General features: G+C 66.8%; 12 protein-coding genes. 6 read left to right on the top strand and 6 right to left on the bottom strand.

The window, feature by feature from the left end; all coding sequences use genetic code 11:
* Positions 1–42: 42 nt before the first annotated feature.
* Entirely contained in the window at positions 43–1,626 is a 1,584-nt protein-coding gene (locus OHB12_RS24135; protein ID WP_327110891.1) for an ADP-ribosyltransferase domain-containing protein, read from the top strand.
* 541 nt (positions 1,627–2,167) lie between these two features.
* Positions 2,168–2,446 (top strand): hypothetical protein, encoded by a 279-nt coding sequence (locus OHB12_RS24130; protein WP_327110889.1) that lies wholly within the window; start codon positions 2,168–2,170, stop codon positions 2,444–2,446.
* A gap of 176 nt (positions 2,447–2,622) precedes the next feature.
* On the opposite strand, the gene OHB12_RS24125 is transcribed toward OHB12_RS24130, so the two are convergent.
* The 3 genes from OHB12_RS24125 to ggh form a co-directional block, all read right to left on the bottom strand.
* A complete protein-coding gene (locus OHB12_RS24125) occupies positions 2,623–3,375 on the bottom strand; it encodes a glycoside hydrolase family 25 protein (RefSeq protein WP_327110887.1) in 753 nt (250 codons plus the stop codon).
* A 197-nt stretch (positions 3,376–3,572) separates the two neighbouring features.
* A complete protein-coding gene (locus OHB12_RS24120) occupies positions 3,573–4,145 on the bottom strand; it encodes a hypothetical protein (protein ID WP_327110886.1) in 573 nt (190 codons plus the stop codon).
* 100 nt (positions 4,146–4,245) lie between these two features.
* Positions 4,246–5,583 carry a glucosylglycerate hydrolase gene (gene ggh / locus OHB12_RS24115; protein ID WP_327110884.1) on the bottom strand — a complete coding sequence of 446 codons (1,338 nt, stop codon included), beginning with the start codon at positions 5,581–5,583 and terminating at the stop codon, positions 4,246–4,248.
* A 229-nt stretch (positions 5,584–5,812) separates the two neighbouring features.
* On the opposite strand from ggh, the gene OHB12_RS24110 reads away from it, so the two are divergent.
* Complete coding sequence (locus tag OHB12_RS24110) at positions 5,813–6,508, top strand: SDR family oxidoreductase (RefSeq protein WP_327110882.1); 696 nt, start codon at positions 5,813–5,815, stop codon at positions 6,506–6,508.
* Positions 6,509–6,827: 319 nt separating this feature from the next.
* Here OHB12_RS24110 and leuS read toward each other — a convergent pair whose 3' ends face one another.
* Positions 6,828–9,674, bottom strand: coding sequence for a leucine--tRNA ligase (leuS, locus tag OHB12_RS24105; protein WP_327110880.1), 2,847 nt, complete (start codon positions 9,672–9,674; stop codon positions 6,828–6,830).
* 164 nt (positions 9,675–9,838) lie between these two features.
* Between leuS and OHB12_RS24100 the strand changes: the two genes are divergently transcribed.
* The 3 genes from OHB12_RS24100 to OHB12_RS24090 all read left to right on the top strand — a co-directional run bounded on the left by OHB12_RS24100 (position 9,839) and on the right by OHB12_RS24090 (position 13,700).
* On the top strand, positions 9,839–10,246 hold the full coding sequence (locus tag OHB12_RS24100) for an SdpI family protein (protein WP_327110878.1): 408 nt from the start codon (positions 9,839–9,841) through the stop codon (positions 10,244–10,246).
* A gap of 75 nt (positions 10,247–10,321) precedes the next feature.
* Positions 10,322–11,716 (top strand): ATP-binding protein, encoded by a 1,395-nt coding sequence (locus OHB12_RS24095; RefSeq protein ID WP_327110876.1) that lies wholly within the window; start codon positions 10,322–10,324, stop codon positions 11,714–11,716.
* Between the two features lie 31 nt (positions 11,717–11,747).
* Entirely contained in the window at positions 11,748–13,700 is a 1,953-nt protein-coding gene (locus OHB12_RS24090; protein ID WP_327110874.1) for a vWA domain-containing protein, read from the top strand.
* A 9-nt stretch (positions 13,701–13,709) separates the two neighbouring features.
* On the opposite strand, the gene OHB12_RS24085 is transcribed toward OHB12_RS24090, so the two are convergent.
* A complete protein-coding gene (locus OHB12_RS24085) occupies positions 13,710–14,789 on the bottom strand; it encodes an ADP-ribosylglycohydrolase family protein (protein WP_327110873.1) in 1,080 nt (359 codons plus the stop codon).
* A 97-nt stretch (positions 14,790–14,886) separates the two neighbouring features.
* Positions 14,887–15,426, bottom strand: coding sequence for a YaeQ family protein (locus OHB12_RS24080; protein WP_327110871.1), 540 nt, complete (start codon positions 15,424–15,426; stop codon positions 14,887–14,889).
* Positions 15,427–15,440 lie beyond the last annotated feature (14 nt).

The raw sequence follows: 15,440 nt of genomic DNA, 5'->3' as shown, positions 1-15,440 counted from the left end.
CTGCCAGAGGAGATTTCATGACCTATAGTGCCGATGGTGAGCATGAATGATCCGCTGGACCTTGCCGAATTGTTCAAAGGCGGCGGTGAACCGTGGCTTCCACTGCTGAAGCCGGTCATCGAGGCACAGCCGGACGCGGCCATGTTCATGGGTCCGGGCCGTAGCCCGCATGTCGTCCCCGTTCGGGAGCTGACCTTCCAGGCGCTGAAGCCCCATCCACCGCACAAGTGGAAGGTCGTCATCTTCGGCCAGAACCCGTACCCGCGGCCGGAGAGTGCCACCGGCATCGCCATGTTCGACAACGCCTTCCACAATTGGAAGGACAGCCAGTTCGGAAGGGTCATCAGCATCCGCTGCATTATCAAAGCAACGGCGATGTGGAAGTACGGCATACCCAAGAAGACCCCGATCGCCGATATTCGTGCATTGTTGCACGAGCAGGACGCCGTCCAGCCGCCGGAATGGTTCCAGGCGATGCTCACTCAGGGTGTGCTGCTGCTGAACGCGGCGCTCACCGCCAGTAGCGACGGGGTGATGGGAACCGAAGAGCACACTGCGTTCTGGCGTCCCGTTGCCGAGCGGATCGTCGAAGAGATCCTCAGGGCCAAGCAGAACGCCGACGAGGCCGACCGTGGTGTTGTCTTCGCGTGGTGGGGGGCCCACGCCCGCAGTTTGAAAAAGGTTGTCCTGCAACTCCAGAAGAAGTACCCCCAGGTCGAAGTCCGGCATGTAGACCACGCCAATCCGGCGGCGCAGGGCGATATCTTTTGCAACGGTGACCATTTCGAAACGGTGAACGCGGCGCTGGCAGCACTGGGCGCCGATGAGATCGACTGGTTGCCGAGCACAGGGTGGAACAAGCTTGCGGCGGAAGCCGGCGGGACGGACCACGACATCGCCGAACGCATGGGCGCGTTCATCGCGTCCACCATGGAGCTGCACCAGCTGTACCTCGAACGGCTCGCGAGCGTCAAGGACGAGGGGCTCGTCCTCCCCGCGATCACCGGTGTGTTCGAGACCCCGCTGATGGACTTCCACGACGCCATCGCCCCGGTCGCCAAGCTGCTGTCCGGTCTCGACCGGCACGCCGCGTTGTCGCACGAGTTCGGCAAGAGGCGGGCGGACCAGACGACCGGGAGTCTGTCCGCCGACGCGATTGCCGCACTCCACCTTTACACCCACGAGTCCGCGTTCTATCGGCAGATCAACATCGTCCTGCGCTCCCCGGACCGGGCGAAACTCGCCCCGTACCTCCCGTACCTGCGGCTGCTGTTCTCGGCCGTGTCACAGCTTCCCGCCCGCAGCGAGCCGTTGTGGCGTGGGGTATCGCTCGACCTGCGCGCACAGTACTCGCGAGGTCGGACCGTGACCTGGTGGGGAGTATCTTCCTGCACGTCCGAGCCCAGCGTGGCCCGGGCATTCCTCGGTGGTCGCGGTAAGCGAACACTCTTCGAGGTGCGCCCCACCCGGGCCGTGAGCATCCGGAATTTCTCCGCGTTCACCGACGAAGAGGAATTCATCCTCTTGCCGGGCACGCAACTCGAGGTGACGGACGTCAAGGCCGAGCGCGGCGGGTTGTACATCGTGCAGTTGACCGAATCGGACGAGCAACCCCTCGTGTCCTGAGCATCGAGCTGCATCGAATAGTTCGAATGCGAATGTCTGCCCGAAGCGGTGCGCGACAGCGTTCTCGCCTTCGCCAGCCGGTCGAGATCTGCCGAGCCGCCACCACCGGCGATACGAGGTTGTCGTCGTCGAACCGCGCCGAGTGCTCGGCGAAGGTATGGAACAAGTGCGGCTGTTATTAAATTCGGCGTGTATTGCCGATATTTTCCGGGGAAATCATATATAGCCAGCCATTATCACCCGACGCGCGACCGTTAGTCGACGCGAACATCAACGCGATGAACATTCTCATACTAATATGTCGGAAATGTCTCGATTTCAAAGCTTGTCGGAAATTGTTCGGATAATGCTCGCAAACCACTCGACATCAACTGTCATGTCAGCTCGTCGACTGCAGGAAAACTTCTGCTACCTACCTAATCATGGCCATTTCAGACAGGGCTTCAACACGCTAGCGTTCGCATCGCTCCGATCTGGATCTGCGCGACTCGATGCCGCGAAATCTGCGTGATCAGGGAGTAGGGTACGAGAAGGAGCTATCATGCAGCAACATCGATTTTGCTTGCGTAACGGAGGCAAGAACATGGCTGTCGGCACCTTTACCTACCAGAACGCCTCGGGGTACTCCGACCAGATCATCGATCCTGGCGAGTATCGAACCTACAATATCGATATCGGTCAGGGGTTGATCGAAAACAAGACCAACGCCACCGTCCGTCTATACACCGACAGGGATGGCCGCGGCGACTCTGACTATCTGAATCCCAGTTCCAGTACGTATCTTTCGAGGAGCTATCAAAGCTGCGTATTCACAACCTGACAGTGCCTTACCGGCGCGAGGGAACAGTGCGGCACCAACCGGCGCAGGCGGATCCGGTTTCGCGACGAGAGTCCTGATTCTCGCGATCGACACCAGCGAAATTTTTGGCCTCCCGTAATCGATTGTGCTGCATGAATTTCGGCCATGGTTCGATCGTGTTCGAAAGACGCACCGTTCTATCCGCTTCCGGTGAGCCCGCTCATGTTCGCGAACCGGGCGAAATCGCCTTGGGCGCCGCTGTATACGTTGAGGTCGGTGCGACCGGCAATGCCTGGGATGGTGCCGCGGTCGGTGGTCTGCCAGAACGTCCAGGTAGGCCAGCCGCCGGGGACCTCGGGTTGGGCGTTGCCGCGGTAGTCGGCGATCCAGAGGGGGTATCTGGTGAACTCGTTGGTGTCGGCCATCGCGCTCTGCCAGAACCGGGGATAGGTGTAGATGATCGGGAGGCGGCCGGTCAGCGCCTGGACGGTGTTCAGGTACCGGTGCGTCCAGTCGATCAGGGCCGCTGGGGTGAGCCCGCCGGAGTCCTCCAGGTCGAGGACCGGCGGCAAATCGAGCGGGCCGTTCTGCCCGAGCGCCACCGCCGCGTACATCGCGGCTTGCGGCTCGGGCGGCAGGTTCGGCCGGGCGTAGTGATACGTCCCGCGAGCTATGCCCGCCGCACGCATCAGCAGACTGTCGGGCACGAAGTAGGGGTTGATGTAGCTCAGGCCCTCGGTGGCCTTGACCATGGCGAAGTCGTGCCCGGAACGTCTGACCGCGAACCAGTCGATCAGCCGTCCGTCGCCGTGCTGCCAGGACGACACGTCCGGCCCGATCGGCGCGGCCGCGGCGACCGGAATGGTAGCTGAAAGGCCGCTGATCAGTGTGATCAGCGATAGCGCTGCAACCCGTCGACGGGTGGTCGAGTCCCACCAAGTGTTGTCCATGGCGTTTGACGATAGCGACTTGCTCTAGATGTTACCAGTGATGCGGATGTGGCAGTTGTGAATGGATAGCTACACAGCAGCGCAACGACTGGCTTCGTGCTCCGAGGAACCTCCTGTCGGCACCGACCTCGCCCGCGTCGGACCCTGCACGTTGGGCAATCGGGTACCAGCGGCTCCGGAGGTGAACAGGAATACAGCTATCTGGCTTGGTATGCCTGGGTAGTGAATCCGGGGCTGGGGAAGTTGGCGGGGAACAGCGGGCAGATCAACTGGCGGGTGAGGATGCCTGAGAGGAATTCGCTCATGGTGCCGGGCCATTCCCAGTTTCCGGCGCGGCCGATGACGACGATGTGGCCACGTGTCGGGTACCAGTGGAGCCGGTGGGTGTTGGCAGTGGTGCCCCAGGGGTAGAGGCCGCCGGGTTCGGGGTGGAGGGGGTAGGGGATGTCGTCGGGGTCGACGTCGCGCAGCGCGCGGTCGAAGTCGAGGAGGGCGTCGGCGGTGAACAGGTTGGGTGCCGGCGCTGCGGGGTGGAAGACGGTCAGAAAGCCGTCGATGGTGATCTGGGGGTAAGTGGCGGCCCAACTGCGGTAGTCAGGGGGGACGGAGAAGCCGAGGCGGTGTTCGACCTGGGCCCAGTCCACCGGCGGTACAGCCTGGGGGACGGAGCCCAGCAGATCCGTGAGGTCACTTCTTGCAGATCTGGGGAGGTGAGGCGGTGTCGGGGATGTCACGGTGAAGTCGCTGCCCTTGCTGCTCTTGGCGGCCATGGTGACGCTGTCTGGGATCACCTTGCCGGGATGTAATTCGCTGTAACGGGAATCTGCTGGACAGAGCATCTGACGGCGCACGGCCTGCGCCGGAGGCGGGTCAGCCCAGCCAGTCCAGTACGGATGCCGCGGTCCAGGACTGTTGCATGCTGCCGAGCGGTTCCCCGGTGAACGGCTCGTAGTACTCGGCGAAGCTGCCGTCGCTGGCCTGGCGTAATCCCTCGGCGCGCAGCATGAACGAGCGTTCGGCCCAGCCGCGCCGGGCGAAGACCCAGGAGAACAACCAGCTCATCACCGGCCAGACCGGGCCGCGCCAGTATTCACGGGAGCGGAAGTCCTTGGACACCGGTGAAGTGGACGGCGGCAGCACGTAGCGCAGGTCCGGATGTCCGCAGAAGCGCGGGCCCTCGAACAGCCGCAGCAGGCTGCGTTCAGTGTTGCGCGGCAGGCCGCCGCACAGCAGCGGCGCGAACATGGCGAGTGTCTCGGTGCCGATCCGCCGCCCCAACCGCACATCGAAGTCGCGCGCGGCGCCGGTGCGGGCGTCGGTCGTCGCGACGACGCCAGCGCGGAACCGGTCGGCCCATGTGTACAGGTCGCGCACGTCGGCGTTGGGCTGCTTGTACTCCTCGCCGATATTGGCCAGGACCTCGCAGGCCAGCGCGAAGATCGCGGTGACGAACACGTCCTCTACGGCGAAGCTCATGGTGGAGGCGAGCTGGTAGTCGTCGTAGCCCGCGCGGCGCATCTGCTCGACCAGCCACAGGTAACGGTCGTACTCGCGGTCGGTGGGCCGCTGGGTCGGATCGGCGACCACGAGCAAGTCCTCGCGGTGGTAGGGCGGCAGGTCGCCGGGGATCACGTTCTCGTAGGCGCGGTCCCAGCGGGGTGAGTTGTCCATGCCGGACTCCCACCCGTGGTACAGCGTGATCCGGCCGGTCTCCTTGGGGTCCCTGGCGTGCGCCAGCCAACGGTGCCAGCGCACCAGGTCCGGCCAGCGCCGGTTGAGGAACTCCTCGGCCACGGACCTGGTGCTGCGGCCATGTCTGCGCGAGTGGTCCAGAATCCGCTGGACCGCGATGGCATGCACCGGGGGCTGGGTGATCCCGGAGGTGTCCGGGCCATCCGGCGCGTTGGCGGCCAGATTGCGGCACTCCCAGCGGGACGGGCCGGGAAAGTAGCCGTCGACGCCGTTGGCGAAGACGATGTGCGGGATCATGCCGTTCTTCCACTGCGCCGAGAGCAGGGTGTCCAGCTCGATCACCGCCCGCTCCACGCTCAGCGGAGCCAGCCCGACCGCGACGAACGCCGCGTCCCAGCTCCACATGTGCGGATACAGCCGCGGCGCGGCGGTGGTCATCGTGCCCAGGTCGTTGCCACGCAGCAGGTAGGCGGCGCGGGCAGCGAGCTGGGTTGGGGTGAAGCCCGCGTTTTGCATCCCCCTATTCTGCGACGCCGCTCGCGGATATGCCCGCTCAGCGGTGTCCGAGTCGCCCTCGTCACTCCGGCGACCGGCTGGCTCGGGTTCGGCGGTTCGCACTCTCGAATGCCTCCATCCGTGATCAGCTGCCCGAGATCGTCAGATCGATTCGTGCCCGCATCGCTCTGCCTGCGTTCAGTGCTGTGGTCTTACGCCGCATGTTCTCCCGATGGTTACGGTGGGGTCCATGACTTCCGCCGTGACCCGGACACCGACCGCGTTGATCACCGGCGCCAGCCGCGGGCTCGGCGCCGCGATCGCGCGTGAACTAGCGCCGACGCACGATGTGCTGCTCGGTGCCCGCTCGGCGGACGCGTTGCGCGACATCCTGGCGGAAGTGCCCGACGCGACCGCGTGGCCGGTCGAGCTGACCGACTATTCCGCCGTCGCCGCGGCAGTCGCGCCGATCCGACGCCTGGATGTGCTGGTGCACAACGCCGGTGTCGCTGATCTCGGCACCATCGCGGACTCCACCGTCGATCAGTGGCGAAAGACCTTGGAAGCCAACCTGATCGCGGTCGCCGAGCTGACCAGGCTGCTGCTTCCCGCGCTGCGGGCGAGCAATGGCCATGTGGTGCTGATCAATTCGGGCGCCGGATTGCGCGCGAACGCCGGCTGGGCTTCCTACGCGGCGAGCAAATTCGGGCTGCGCGCCTTCGGTGACGCGCTGCGGCTGGAAGAGCCCGCGCTGCGGGTGACCTCGATTCACCCGGGACGCATCGACACCGACATGCAGCGCCAGATCGTCGCGGACGAGGGCCGCGAGTACGAACCCGAGGAGTTCCTCACTCCCGAAACGGTCGCGGGTGCGGTGCGTGCCGCCATCGACACTCCGCGCGACGGACACCCCACCGAGATCGTGCTTCGTCCCCACCATGCTTGAGCAGCCGCTGACCTGTGGCTTTAGTGGGACAGCGCGATCGAACCACCCGGCTGCGGCTACCGCTGCCTCGACGGGACCGCACGAGCTACCGCAGGCGGGTCATTCTCGCCACTCGGATCTGTGCCCGAGTCCGGGAGCCCGAAGCCCGAGTCCCGGTTGACAACGCTCGCCGACGGGACGGCTCCGACACACCTATCCGAAGGTGTGTGAAACCAGTCCGGATGACGCGGGAACCGATGACCGACCCCTAACAGATCGGTCACCGGACGTCCGAGAAGGACGGCGTCACACGCTCCCGACGGAGTTCTCGGACGCGCTGTCAGGCGACGATGTTCACCAGTCGGCCGGGCACCACGATCAGCTTGCGCGGCGCGGCCCCGTTCAGCAGCGTGGCGATCTTCTCGTCGGCAAGCACGGCAGCCTCGATCGTCGCGTTGTCGGCGTCGGCGGCCACCTGAATTCGGCTGCGCACCTTGCCGTTCACCTGGATCGGATACTCGACCGACTCATCCACCAGCAGCGCCGGATCGGCGACCGGGAACGGGCCGTGCGCCAGGGACGCGGTGTGGCCCAGGCGTTCCCACAGCTCCTCAGCGATGTGTGGAGACAGCGGAGCCAGCATCAGCACCATCGGTTCGACCACCGCGCGCGGCGTGCCATCCGGGTAGGTCTTGGTCAGGTGGTTGGTCAACTCGATCAGCTTGGCGCCCGCCGTGTTGTCACGCAGCGCGGCGAAATCCTCGTCCACGCCGGCGATCGTCTTGTGCAGCAGCCGAAGCGTCTCGTCGGCCGGCCCGGCGTCGGTGACTCGCACACCGCCGGTCTCCTCGTCCACCACAAGTCGCCAGAAGCGCTGCAGGAAGCGGTGCGCGCCCACGACGTCCTTGGTCGCCCACGGACGGGAGGTGTCCAGCGGACCCATCGCCATCTCGTAGAAGCGGAAGGTGTCCGCGCCGTACAGATCGCACATCTCGTCCGGGGAGATGGCGTTCTTCAGTGACTTACCGATCTTGCCGTATTCCTGGAACACCTCGATCTCGGCGCCGGTGGTGTCCGTCCAGAAGAACTTGCCGTCCCGTTCGACCACCTCCGCGGCGGGCACATACGCGCCGCGCTCGTCGGTGTACGCGTGCGCCTGGATGTAGCCCTGGTTGAACAGTCGCCGGTACGGCTCCGAGCCGGTGACATCGCCAAGGTCGAACAGCACCTTCTGCCAGAAGCGCGCGTACAGCAGGTGCAGCACCGCGTGCTCGACGCCGCCGACGTACAGGTCAACGCCGCCCGGATCGTTCGGGCCGCCGACCTCGGTGCGTGGGCCCAGCCAGTACGCCTCGTTCTCCTTGGCGCACAACGTCTCGGTGTTGGTCGGGTCGGCGTAGCGCAGCTGGTACCAGGAGCTGCCCGCCCAGTTCGGCATCACGTTCGTGTCGCGCCGATATTTCTTCGGTCCGTCGCCCAGATCCAGTTCGACGTGCACCCAGTCGGTGGCCTTGGCCAGCGGCGGCGACGGCTCGGAAGACGCGTCGTCCGGGTCGAAGGTCACCGGTGCGAAGTCGTCCAGTTCCGGAAGCCGCACCGGCAGCATGGATTCCGGCAGCGCGTGCGGTGCGCCCTGCTCGTCGTAGACGATCGGGAACGGCTCGCCCCAGTACCGCTGGCGGGCGAACAGCCAGTCGCGCAGCTTGTACTGGATGGTGCCGGTGCCGTGACCGTCGGCCTCCAGCCGGGCGATCACCGTCGCCTTGGCGTCCTCGACCGAAAGCCCGTTCAGGTAGTCGGAATTCACCAGTTCGCCCTCGCCCGAGTGGGCCGAGGCGGTGATGTCGCCGCCGGAGATGACCTCCTTGATCGGCAGGCCGAGCATGGTGGCGAAATCCCAGTCGCGCTGGTCGTGGCCGGGCACCGCCATGATCGCGCCGGTGCCGTAGCCGCTGAGCACATAGTCGGCGATGAAGATCGGCACGGGGACGCCGTCGACCGGGTTGGTGGCGTAGGTGCCGAGGAAGACGCCGGTCTTCTCCTTGCTCTCCTGGCGCTCCAGATCCGACTTGGCCGCGATCGACTTGCGGTAGGCCGCGACGGCATCCGCGGGAGTGGCGGCGCCTTCGTTGGTCCAGCGAGGGTCGGTGTTTTCGGGCCACGCGGCGGCGGTCAGCTTGTCGACCAGCTCGTGCTCCGGTGCCAGCACGACGTAGGTCGCACCGAACAGGGTGTCGGGCCGGGTGGTGAAGACCTCGATCTGCTCGCCGTCCGCGTCGAACTTCACCTGCGCACCACGCGAGCGCCCGATCCAGTTGCGTTGCATGGCCTTCACGTTCTCCGGCCAGTCCAGGTCGTCCAGATCGTCGACCAGCCGGTCGGCGTAGGCGGTGATGCGCATCATCCACTGCCACAGCCGCTTGCGGAACACCGGGAAATTCCCGCGCTCGCTGCGTCCCTCGGCGGTGACCTCCTCGTTCGAGAGCACGGTGCCGAGGCCGGGACACCAGTTGACCATCGAATCGGTTTGGTAGACCAGGCGATACGAATCCACCAGCGCGCTGCGCTCGGCGGCGGTCATGGTGGCCCAGTCCTGCCCGCCAGGGGCGGTCCGCGCGCCGGAGGCGAATTGGGCTTCCAGTTCGGCGATCGGGCGGGCGCGACCGGACTCCTGGTCGTACCAGGCGTGGTAGATGCGCAGGAAGATCCACTGGGTCCAGCGGTAGTACTCCGGGTCGGTGGTCGCGAACGAGCGGCGCCGGTCATGGCCGAGACCGAGCCGGTCCAGCTGACGCTGCATGGTGGCGATGTTCGACTCGGTGGTCACCCGCGGGTGCGCGCCGGTCTGCACCGCGTACTGCTCGGCGGGCAGGCCGAACGCGTCGTAGCCGAGGGCGTGCAGCACATTGCGGCCGTGCATGCGGTGGTAGCGGGCGAAGACGTCGGTGGCGATATAACCCAGCGGATGCCCGACATGCAGACCGGCGCCGGAGGGGTAGGGAAACATGTCCTGCACGAACAGCTTGTCGGCCGGGGTCGTCCCGGCGAGCGGGCCCACCGGATTCGGCGCGTGGAAGGTTCCGCGCTCATCCCACGTCCGCTGCCACCGGCGCTCGATGCGGCCGGCAAGCTCCGCGCTGTACCGGTGCTCTGGTACAGCGCTTTCGGTTGCACGTGTGTCCTGCACGGTCCTGCCTTCTTGTGATCGCCGAATCCCAGACAAACTTCGTCTATCAGCGTAGAACGTCCGGTCTCCAAGACCGAAAATCGGGCTGGCCTGGACTTCCCTTCGTGTCGCTCGGTGCACGGCCCGGCAGCGGCCGGTTGACACGGATGCGCTAGCCTGCATGGGTGTTCGTCGTCGCTCCCGTCCTGTTCGTGCTGGCTGTCGTGGCTATCACAACCGGCGCGCTCGGGCTGACCGGTCGGCTGCCCCGCAACCGTTTCGTCGGGGTGCACACCGAGGCCGCGCTGTCGAGCGACGAAACCTTCCGTGTGGCGAACCGTGTCGCCGCTCCCACATCCATTGCGGCCGGGGCCCTGCTGTTCGCCGGTGGTCTCGTCACGCTGGCCGCGAGCGGGATCGTCGCGCTCCTTGTCGCGGCCGTTGTTGCGGCCGTCGCGCTGTTCACCCTGGGTACGGGCGCCAACGCCGCCGCGCAGGCGGCCGAGGCGATTGCCCCGCCCGTCGAGGTCGGCGGCTGCGGCAGCGCCTGCGGCGCGTGTTCGCTCCGCGACGCCTGCCAGCCCGCGAGCTGACTCCCCTGGTCGGCGCACGCCTGCGTCGCGAGCTTTACGTCGACCGGAGCGCCGATTGGACGTAGCGTCGAAGTCGTGACAGTTCCAGAACACTTGCCCACGACCGCGGGCGAGCTGCGCTCGGCCGGCTACCTGCCGCGTGGCGTGAAGACCGAGATTCGCGATAACCTGCTGGCCCTTCTGGGTTCCGGTAGCGACCCGTGGCCCGGCATCGTCGGCTTCGACCGGACTGTCCTGCCGCAGCTGGAACGTGCGCTGCTCGCGGGTCACGACGTCGTGCTGCTGGGTGAGCGCGGCCAGGGCAAGACCCGGCTGCTGCGCACTGTGGTCGGCCTGCTCGACGAGTGGACGCCCGTGATCGCCGGTGCTGAGCTGGGTGAGCATCCGCTCGCCCCGATCAGCCCGGCCGGTCGCAGGCTGGCCGCCGAGTTCGGTGACGACCTGCCCGTCGCGTGGCGACACCGCTCGGAGCGCTACGCGGAGAAACTCGCCACGCCGGACACGTCCGTCGGTGACCTGATCGGCGACGTCGACCCGGTCAAGGTGGCCGAGGGCCGCAGCCTCGGCGATCCCGAAACCATCCACTTCGGACTCGTGCCGCGCGCCCACCGCGGCATCGTGGCGATCAACGAGCTGCCCGACCTCGCCGAACGCATCCAGGTCGCGCTGCTGAACGTGATGGAGGAACGCGATATCCAGGTTCGCGGCTACACCCTCCGCCTGCCCCTGGACGTGCTGCTGGTCGCGACCGCCAACCCTGAGGACTACACCAACCGAGGCCGGATCATCACGCCGCTGAAGGACCGGTTCGGCGCGGAGATCCGCACCCACTACCCGCTCAGCGTTCAGGCCGAGGTCGCCCTGGTCCGCCAGGAGGCCGAACTGGTGGCCGAGGTAGGGGATCCGCTGATCGAGGTGCTGGCCCGGTTTGTGCGGCAACTGCGCGAGTCGTCCGCGATCGATCAGCGGTCCGGTGTGTCCGCGCGGTTCGCGGTCGCCGCGGCCGAAACGGTGTCCGCCGCCGCACTCCGGAGGTCAGCGCTCACCGGGGAACATCCCGCTGTCGCACGGCCCGTCGATCTCGAATCCGTGCCCGCGGTGTTGCGCGGCAAGCTGGAGTTCGAGTCCGGCGAAGAGGGACGCGAGCAGGAACACCTCACCCACCTGCTGCGGCGCTCGTTCTCCGAGACCGCGAGGGAACTGCTCGGCGGTCTGAACCTGCGGCCGTTGGCCGACGCGGTCGGCGAAGGCCACCTGGTCACCACCGGCGAACGCGTGCCAGGCAAGCAAGTCCTGTCCGCGTTGCCCGAACTGCCCGTCCTGCATGAGGTCGCCGGTCGGCTCGGCGTGGACGCCACCGACCCGCCTGCCCGGATCGCGGCAGCCGTCGAGTTCGCCCTGGAAGCCCTCTATCTGGCTCGCCAGGTCGCTAAGGATTCCGACGACGACATCGCGGTGTACGGCGGGTGACCACCGCCGCACCCGATCTTGGTGAGGCACCATGACAACCCCTGACCGCTACTCCTACGGGCCTTATCACGACGGGCCCGATCCGCTCGCGCCACCGCTCGACCTGCGGGAGGCGCTGGACCAGATCGGGAACGAGGTGATGGAAGGCAGCTCGCCACGCACCGCACTGCAGGAGCTGTTGCGGCGCGGCACCAGCACCATGCCGGGGCTGGAGGAGCTGACCCGCAGGCTGTGGCAGCGCCGCTCCGAGATATCCCGGCGGCACCGGCTGGACGGCACCCTGCAACAGGTCCGCGCACTGCTGGAACAGGCACTGGAAGCCGAGCGCGGCGCACTGTTCCCCGACCCGTCCGACGACGCCAGGTTCGCCGAAGCACAGCTGGACGCACTGCCATCGAGCACAGCGGCCGCCGTCAACGAGCTCACCGACTACAGCTGGCGATCGGAAACCGGCCGGAAGAACTACGAGAAGATCCGCGACCTGCTCGGCCGGGACCTGCTGGAATCCCGCTTCCAGGGCATGAAACAGGCCCTGCAGAACACCGGGCCCGAAGACGTCGAGCGGGTCAGGCAGATGATGTCCGACCTGAATGACCTGCTCGCGGCACATGCCAGGGGCGAGGACACCGAGCAGCGGTTCGCCGACTTCATGGCCGAGCACGGCGGGTTCTTCCCGGAGAACCCCGGCAGCACCGAGGAGCTGATCGACGCGCTCGCCGCCCGTGCCGCCGCCGCGCAACGCATGATGAACTCGATGTCCGCGCAGCAGCGAGCGGAGCTGGCCGAGCTGATCGGCCAGGCGTTCGGCGATCCGGCCATTGCCCAGCAGATCGCCGCGCTGGACGCCAACCTGCGGGCGTTGCGTCCGGGCGAGGACTGGGACTCCGAGCAGCGGTTCCGCGGCCATGACCCGCTCGGCCTCGGTGCAGGCGCGCAGGCCCTGCAGGACCTCGCCGAACTGGATGCGCTCGCCGAGCAACTCGGCCAGTCCTATCCGGGTGCCCGGCTGGAGGACATCGATCTGGACACACTGGCACGCCACCTCGGCGACGACGCGAGCGTGGACGCGGCCCGACTGGCCGAGCTGGAGCGGGAACTGCGCAGGCAGGGCTTGTTCGAACAGACGAAGGACGGCTCGCTTCGGTTGACGCCGAGGGCTTTGCGGCGGCTCGGTGAGGTGGCGCTGCGCCGAATCGTCGGGCAGTTGCGGTCCCGGCGTGGTGAGCGGGACACGGCCTTGGCGGGTGCGGCCGGTGAGCCGACCGGTGCCGCGCGGAAGTGGCGGTTCGGCGACACCGAGCCGTGGGATGTGCCGAGAACCGTGCGCAACGCCGTGCTGCGGTCGGCGTCGACGGGCAGTCGCCGTGTCGCGCTGGACGTGTCCGACGTCGAGATCATGGAAACCGAGCGGCGGTCGAGGGCAGCCGTGGCACTGTGCGTCGACACGTCCTGGTCGATGGTGCAGGACGGCAGGTGGGTGCCGATGAAGCGCACCGCCCTCGCCCTGCACCACTTGATCGGCACGCGGTTCCGCTCCGACGCGCTCAGCGTGATCACCTTCGGCCGGCACGCCGCGACCGTCGATATCGGCGAGCTGACCGCGCTGGAAGCGGTGTGGGAACAGGGCACCAACCTGCACCACGCACTGCTGCTGGCCGCACAGCACCTGCGCAGGCATCCGGACGCGGTGCCTGTCGTGCTCGTAGTGACCGATGGTGAGCCAACGGCCCACCTGGAGCCGGACGGGGCGGCGTACTTCAGCTGGCCGCCGCGGCCGCGCACCCTGGACGTGACGATGGCCCAAGTCGACGCCCTGGCCAAGCTCGGCGCGTCGGTGACGGTCTTCATGCTCGGCGAGGACCCCCGGCTGGCAGCGTTCGTCGACTCGGTGGCCCGCCGCAGCGGTGGTCGTGTCGTGGCACCCGACCTCAACGGTCTCGGCGCCGCCGTGGTCAGCGATTACCTGCGTGGCAGGCGCGGCTGATCGCGACCTTCACAGGCCCTCGTCGAGGGGATACCGGGCACCGAGTGCCGACCGGTCGCCGAGCCGATAGTTCATCACGAGATCATCGGCGACCTGGACCAGCACGTCGCGCCCCTCTACCGCGGATACCCAATCCATCGGTAGCCCGGAGACACCATGGATGGCGCCGAGCAGGTTGCCGGCAACCGCACCTGTGGAATCGGAGTCACCGGAATGGTTCACCGACAGCAGCAGCGCCGCGCGCACGTCGCCGGTCTTGGCCGCGTGCAGGGCGCAGTACACCGCGATGGCCAGGCACTCCTCGGCGACCCACCCTGCGCCGACCTGCTCGACCTGCTCGGCACCTGCCGGATGCTCGGACAACTCGACCGCTCGTGTCAGCGCCGCCACTGTTTCCGCGCCGGCGGGAAACGCCTCGAGCTGAGTGCGAGTCTGCTGCACCGCAATTGACAGCTCGATACCGCTCACCACGCGATCGACCAGTGCCGCGAACGCACCTGCCGCGACATATCCCGTGGGATGCCCGTGCGTCAACTGCGCGGCCCGCGCGGCCGTGGCGAATGCACGATCAGGCCCCACACCTGCCAGTCCGAACGGCGCGGACCGCATCACCGTGCCGCATCCTTTCGACCCGGGATTCACCGGGCCGCTTTCGCCGAACGGACCCGGTGCGAGAAATCCCCGTGCCTGCTGACCCAGCCCGGACATGCACGCATTTCCCGGCGCACGCACCGCATACAGAAACGGCAGACTCGCCAGCCACCCATCGGTGTCAGCTGCGGGTTCCTCCTGTCTCTGGGTCTGTAACCAGCGCAGATACGCCCGTCGCAGCGCAGGCACCGGGTCGGCGCCCGGCTCGGACCGCAACAGCCCCTCCGCGGTGAACAGCGTCATCTGGGTGTCATCGGTAATCTGCTGCGGCGCCCCCTCGGCATACTGCGGTAGAAAACCTGTCAGGCCTTCGGCGCCATACCGCTGACGAATCTGCGTCAGCTGCAGGAATTCGATAGGCCACCCGAGCGCGTCACCGACCGCTCCACCCAGTAGAGAACCCCGGACCCGGTCGAAGACCGTCATGTAATCCACCACGACACACCATCATTACGCATCCGTCGCGGATGGGTGCCTCGCCACCTCGTCTTCGGCGGTCACTTCATCGAAACGGCAGTGACCGGGGCAGCGACAATCAGAGTCGGTGCTCGTCGACCGACGTGCTCAGGCCCGTACCGTTGAGGTCCAGGTACAGCAGGCGCTCGGTGATGGACAGGGTAACGGTGTTGCGACGTTCGATCGCGGCGACGGCGGAATCGACGAAGTCACGATCGAAACTGTAGAGGGGAATCGCGTCGGCGCGATGGATCCGCTTGCCGCCGAGTTGCGCCAGCACCTTGGCCGGTTCGCGATGGGTATAGATGGCGATGCGTTCAGCCAGTTTGCTGCCTCGGTGCACCCGCTCCGCGTCGGGTGCGCCGACTTCGATCCAGGCGGTGAGGCGTCCGGTGAGATCGCGCACCAGCACCGCGGGCTCGTCGGTAGACGAAACGCCGCCGTCACTGAAGGCGATGCCCTCCTCGTACTCGAGGCAGTAGGCCAGCAGCCGCGTCAGCATGAACTCGGCTGTTTCGGACGGGTGGCGCGCTACTCGCAACTCCAACTCCTGATAGACGTCACGATCGACGTCGGCCAGTTGAACGGCGAAGCTGTGCAGAGTTGCGCTGAGGGCCATAGGAGCAGGAGCTT

The sequence above is a fragment of the Nocardia sp. NBC_01730 genome, assembly GCF_035920445.1.
Taxonomy (GTDB): domain Bacteria; phylum Actinomycetota; class Actinomycetes; order Mycobacteriales; family Mycobacteriaceae; genus Nocardia.
This window is presented reverse-complemented; position numbering and strand designations above follow the sequence as displayed.

Bases quoted from the DNA above. Each gene is read 5' to 3' on its own strand.
- OHB12_RS24135 (WP_327110891.1), top strand. From the start codon at position 43: ATGAATGATCCGCTGGACCTTGCCGAATTGTTCAAAGGCGGCGGTGAA.
- OHB12_RS24130 (WP_327110889.1), top strand. From the start codon at position 2,168: ATGCAGCAACATCGATTTTGCTTGCGTAACGGAGGCAAGAACATGGCT.
- OHB12_RS24125 (WP_327110887.1), bottom strand. From the start codon at position 3,375: ATGGACAACACTTGGTGGGACTCGACCACCCGTCGACGGGTTGCAGCG.
- OHB12_RS24120 (WP_327110886.1), bottom strand. From the start codon at position 4,145: ATGGCCGCCAAGAGCAGCAAGGGCAGCGACTTCACCGTGACATCCCCG.
- ggh (WP_327110884.1), bottom strand. From the start codon at position 5,583: ATGCAAAACGCGGGCTTCACCCCAACCCAGCTCGCTGCCCGCGCCGCC.
- OHB12_RS24110 (WP_327110882.1), top strand. From the start codon at position 5,813: ATGACTTCCGCCGTGACCCGGACACCGACCGCGTTGATCACCGGCGCC.
- OHB12_RS24090 (WP_327110874.1), top strand. From the start codon at position 11,748: ATGACAACCCCTGACCGCTACTCCTACGGGCCTTATCACGACGGGCCC.
- OHB12_RS24080 (WP_327110871.1), bottom strand. From the start codon at position 15,426: ATGGCCCTCAGCGCAACTCTGCACAGCTTCGCCGTTCAACTGGCCGAC.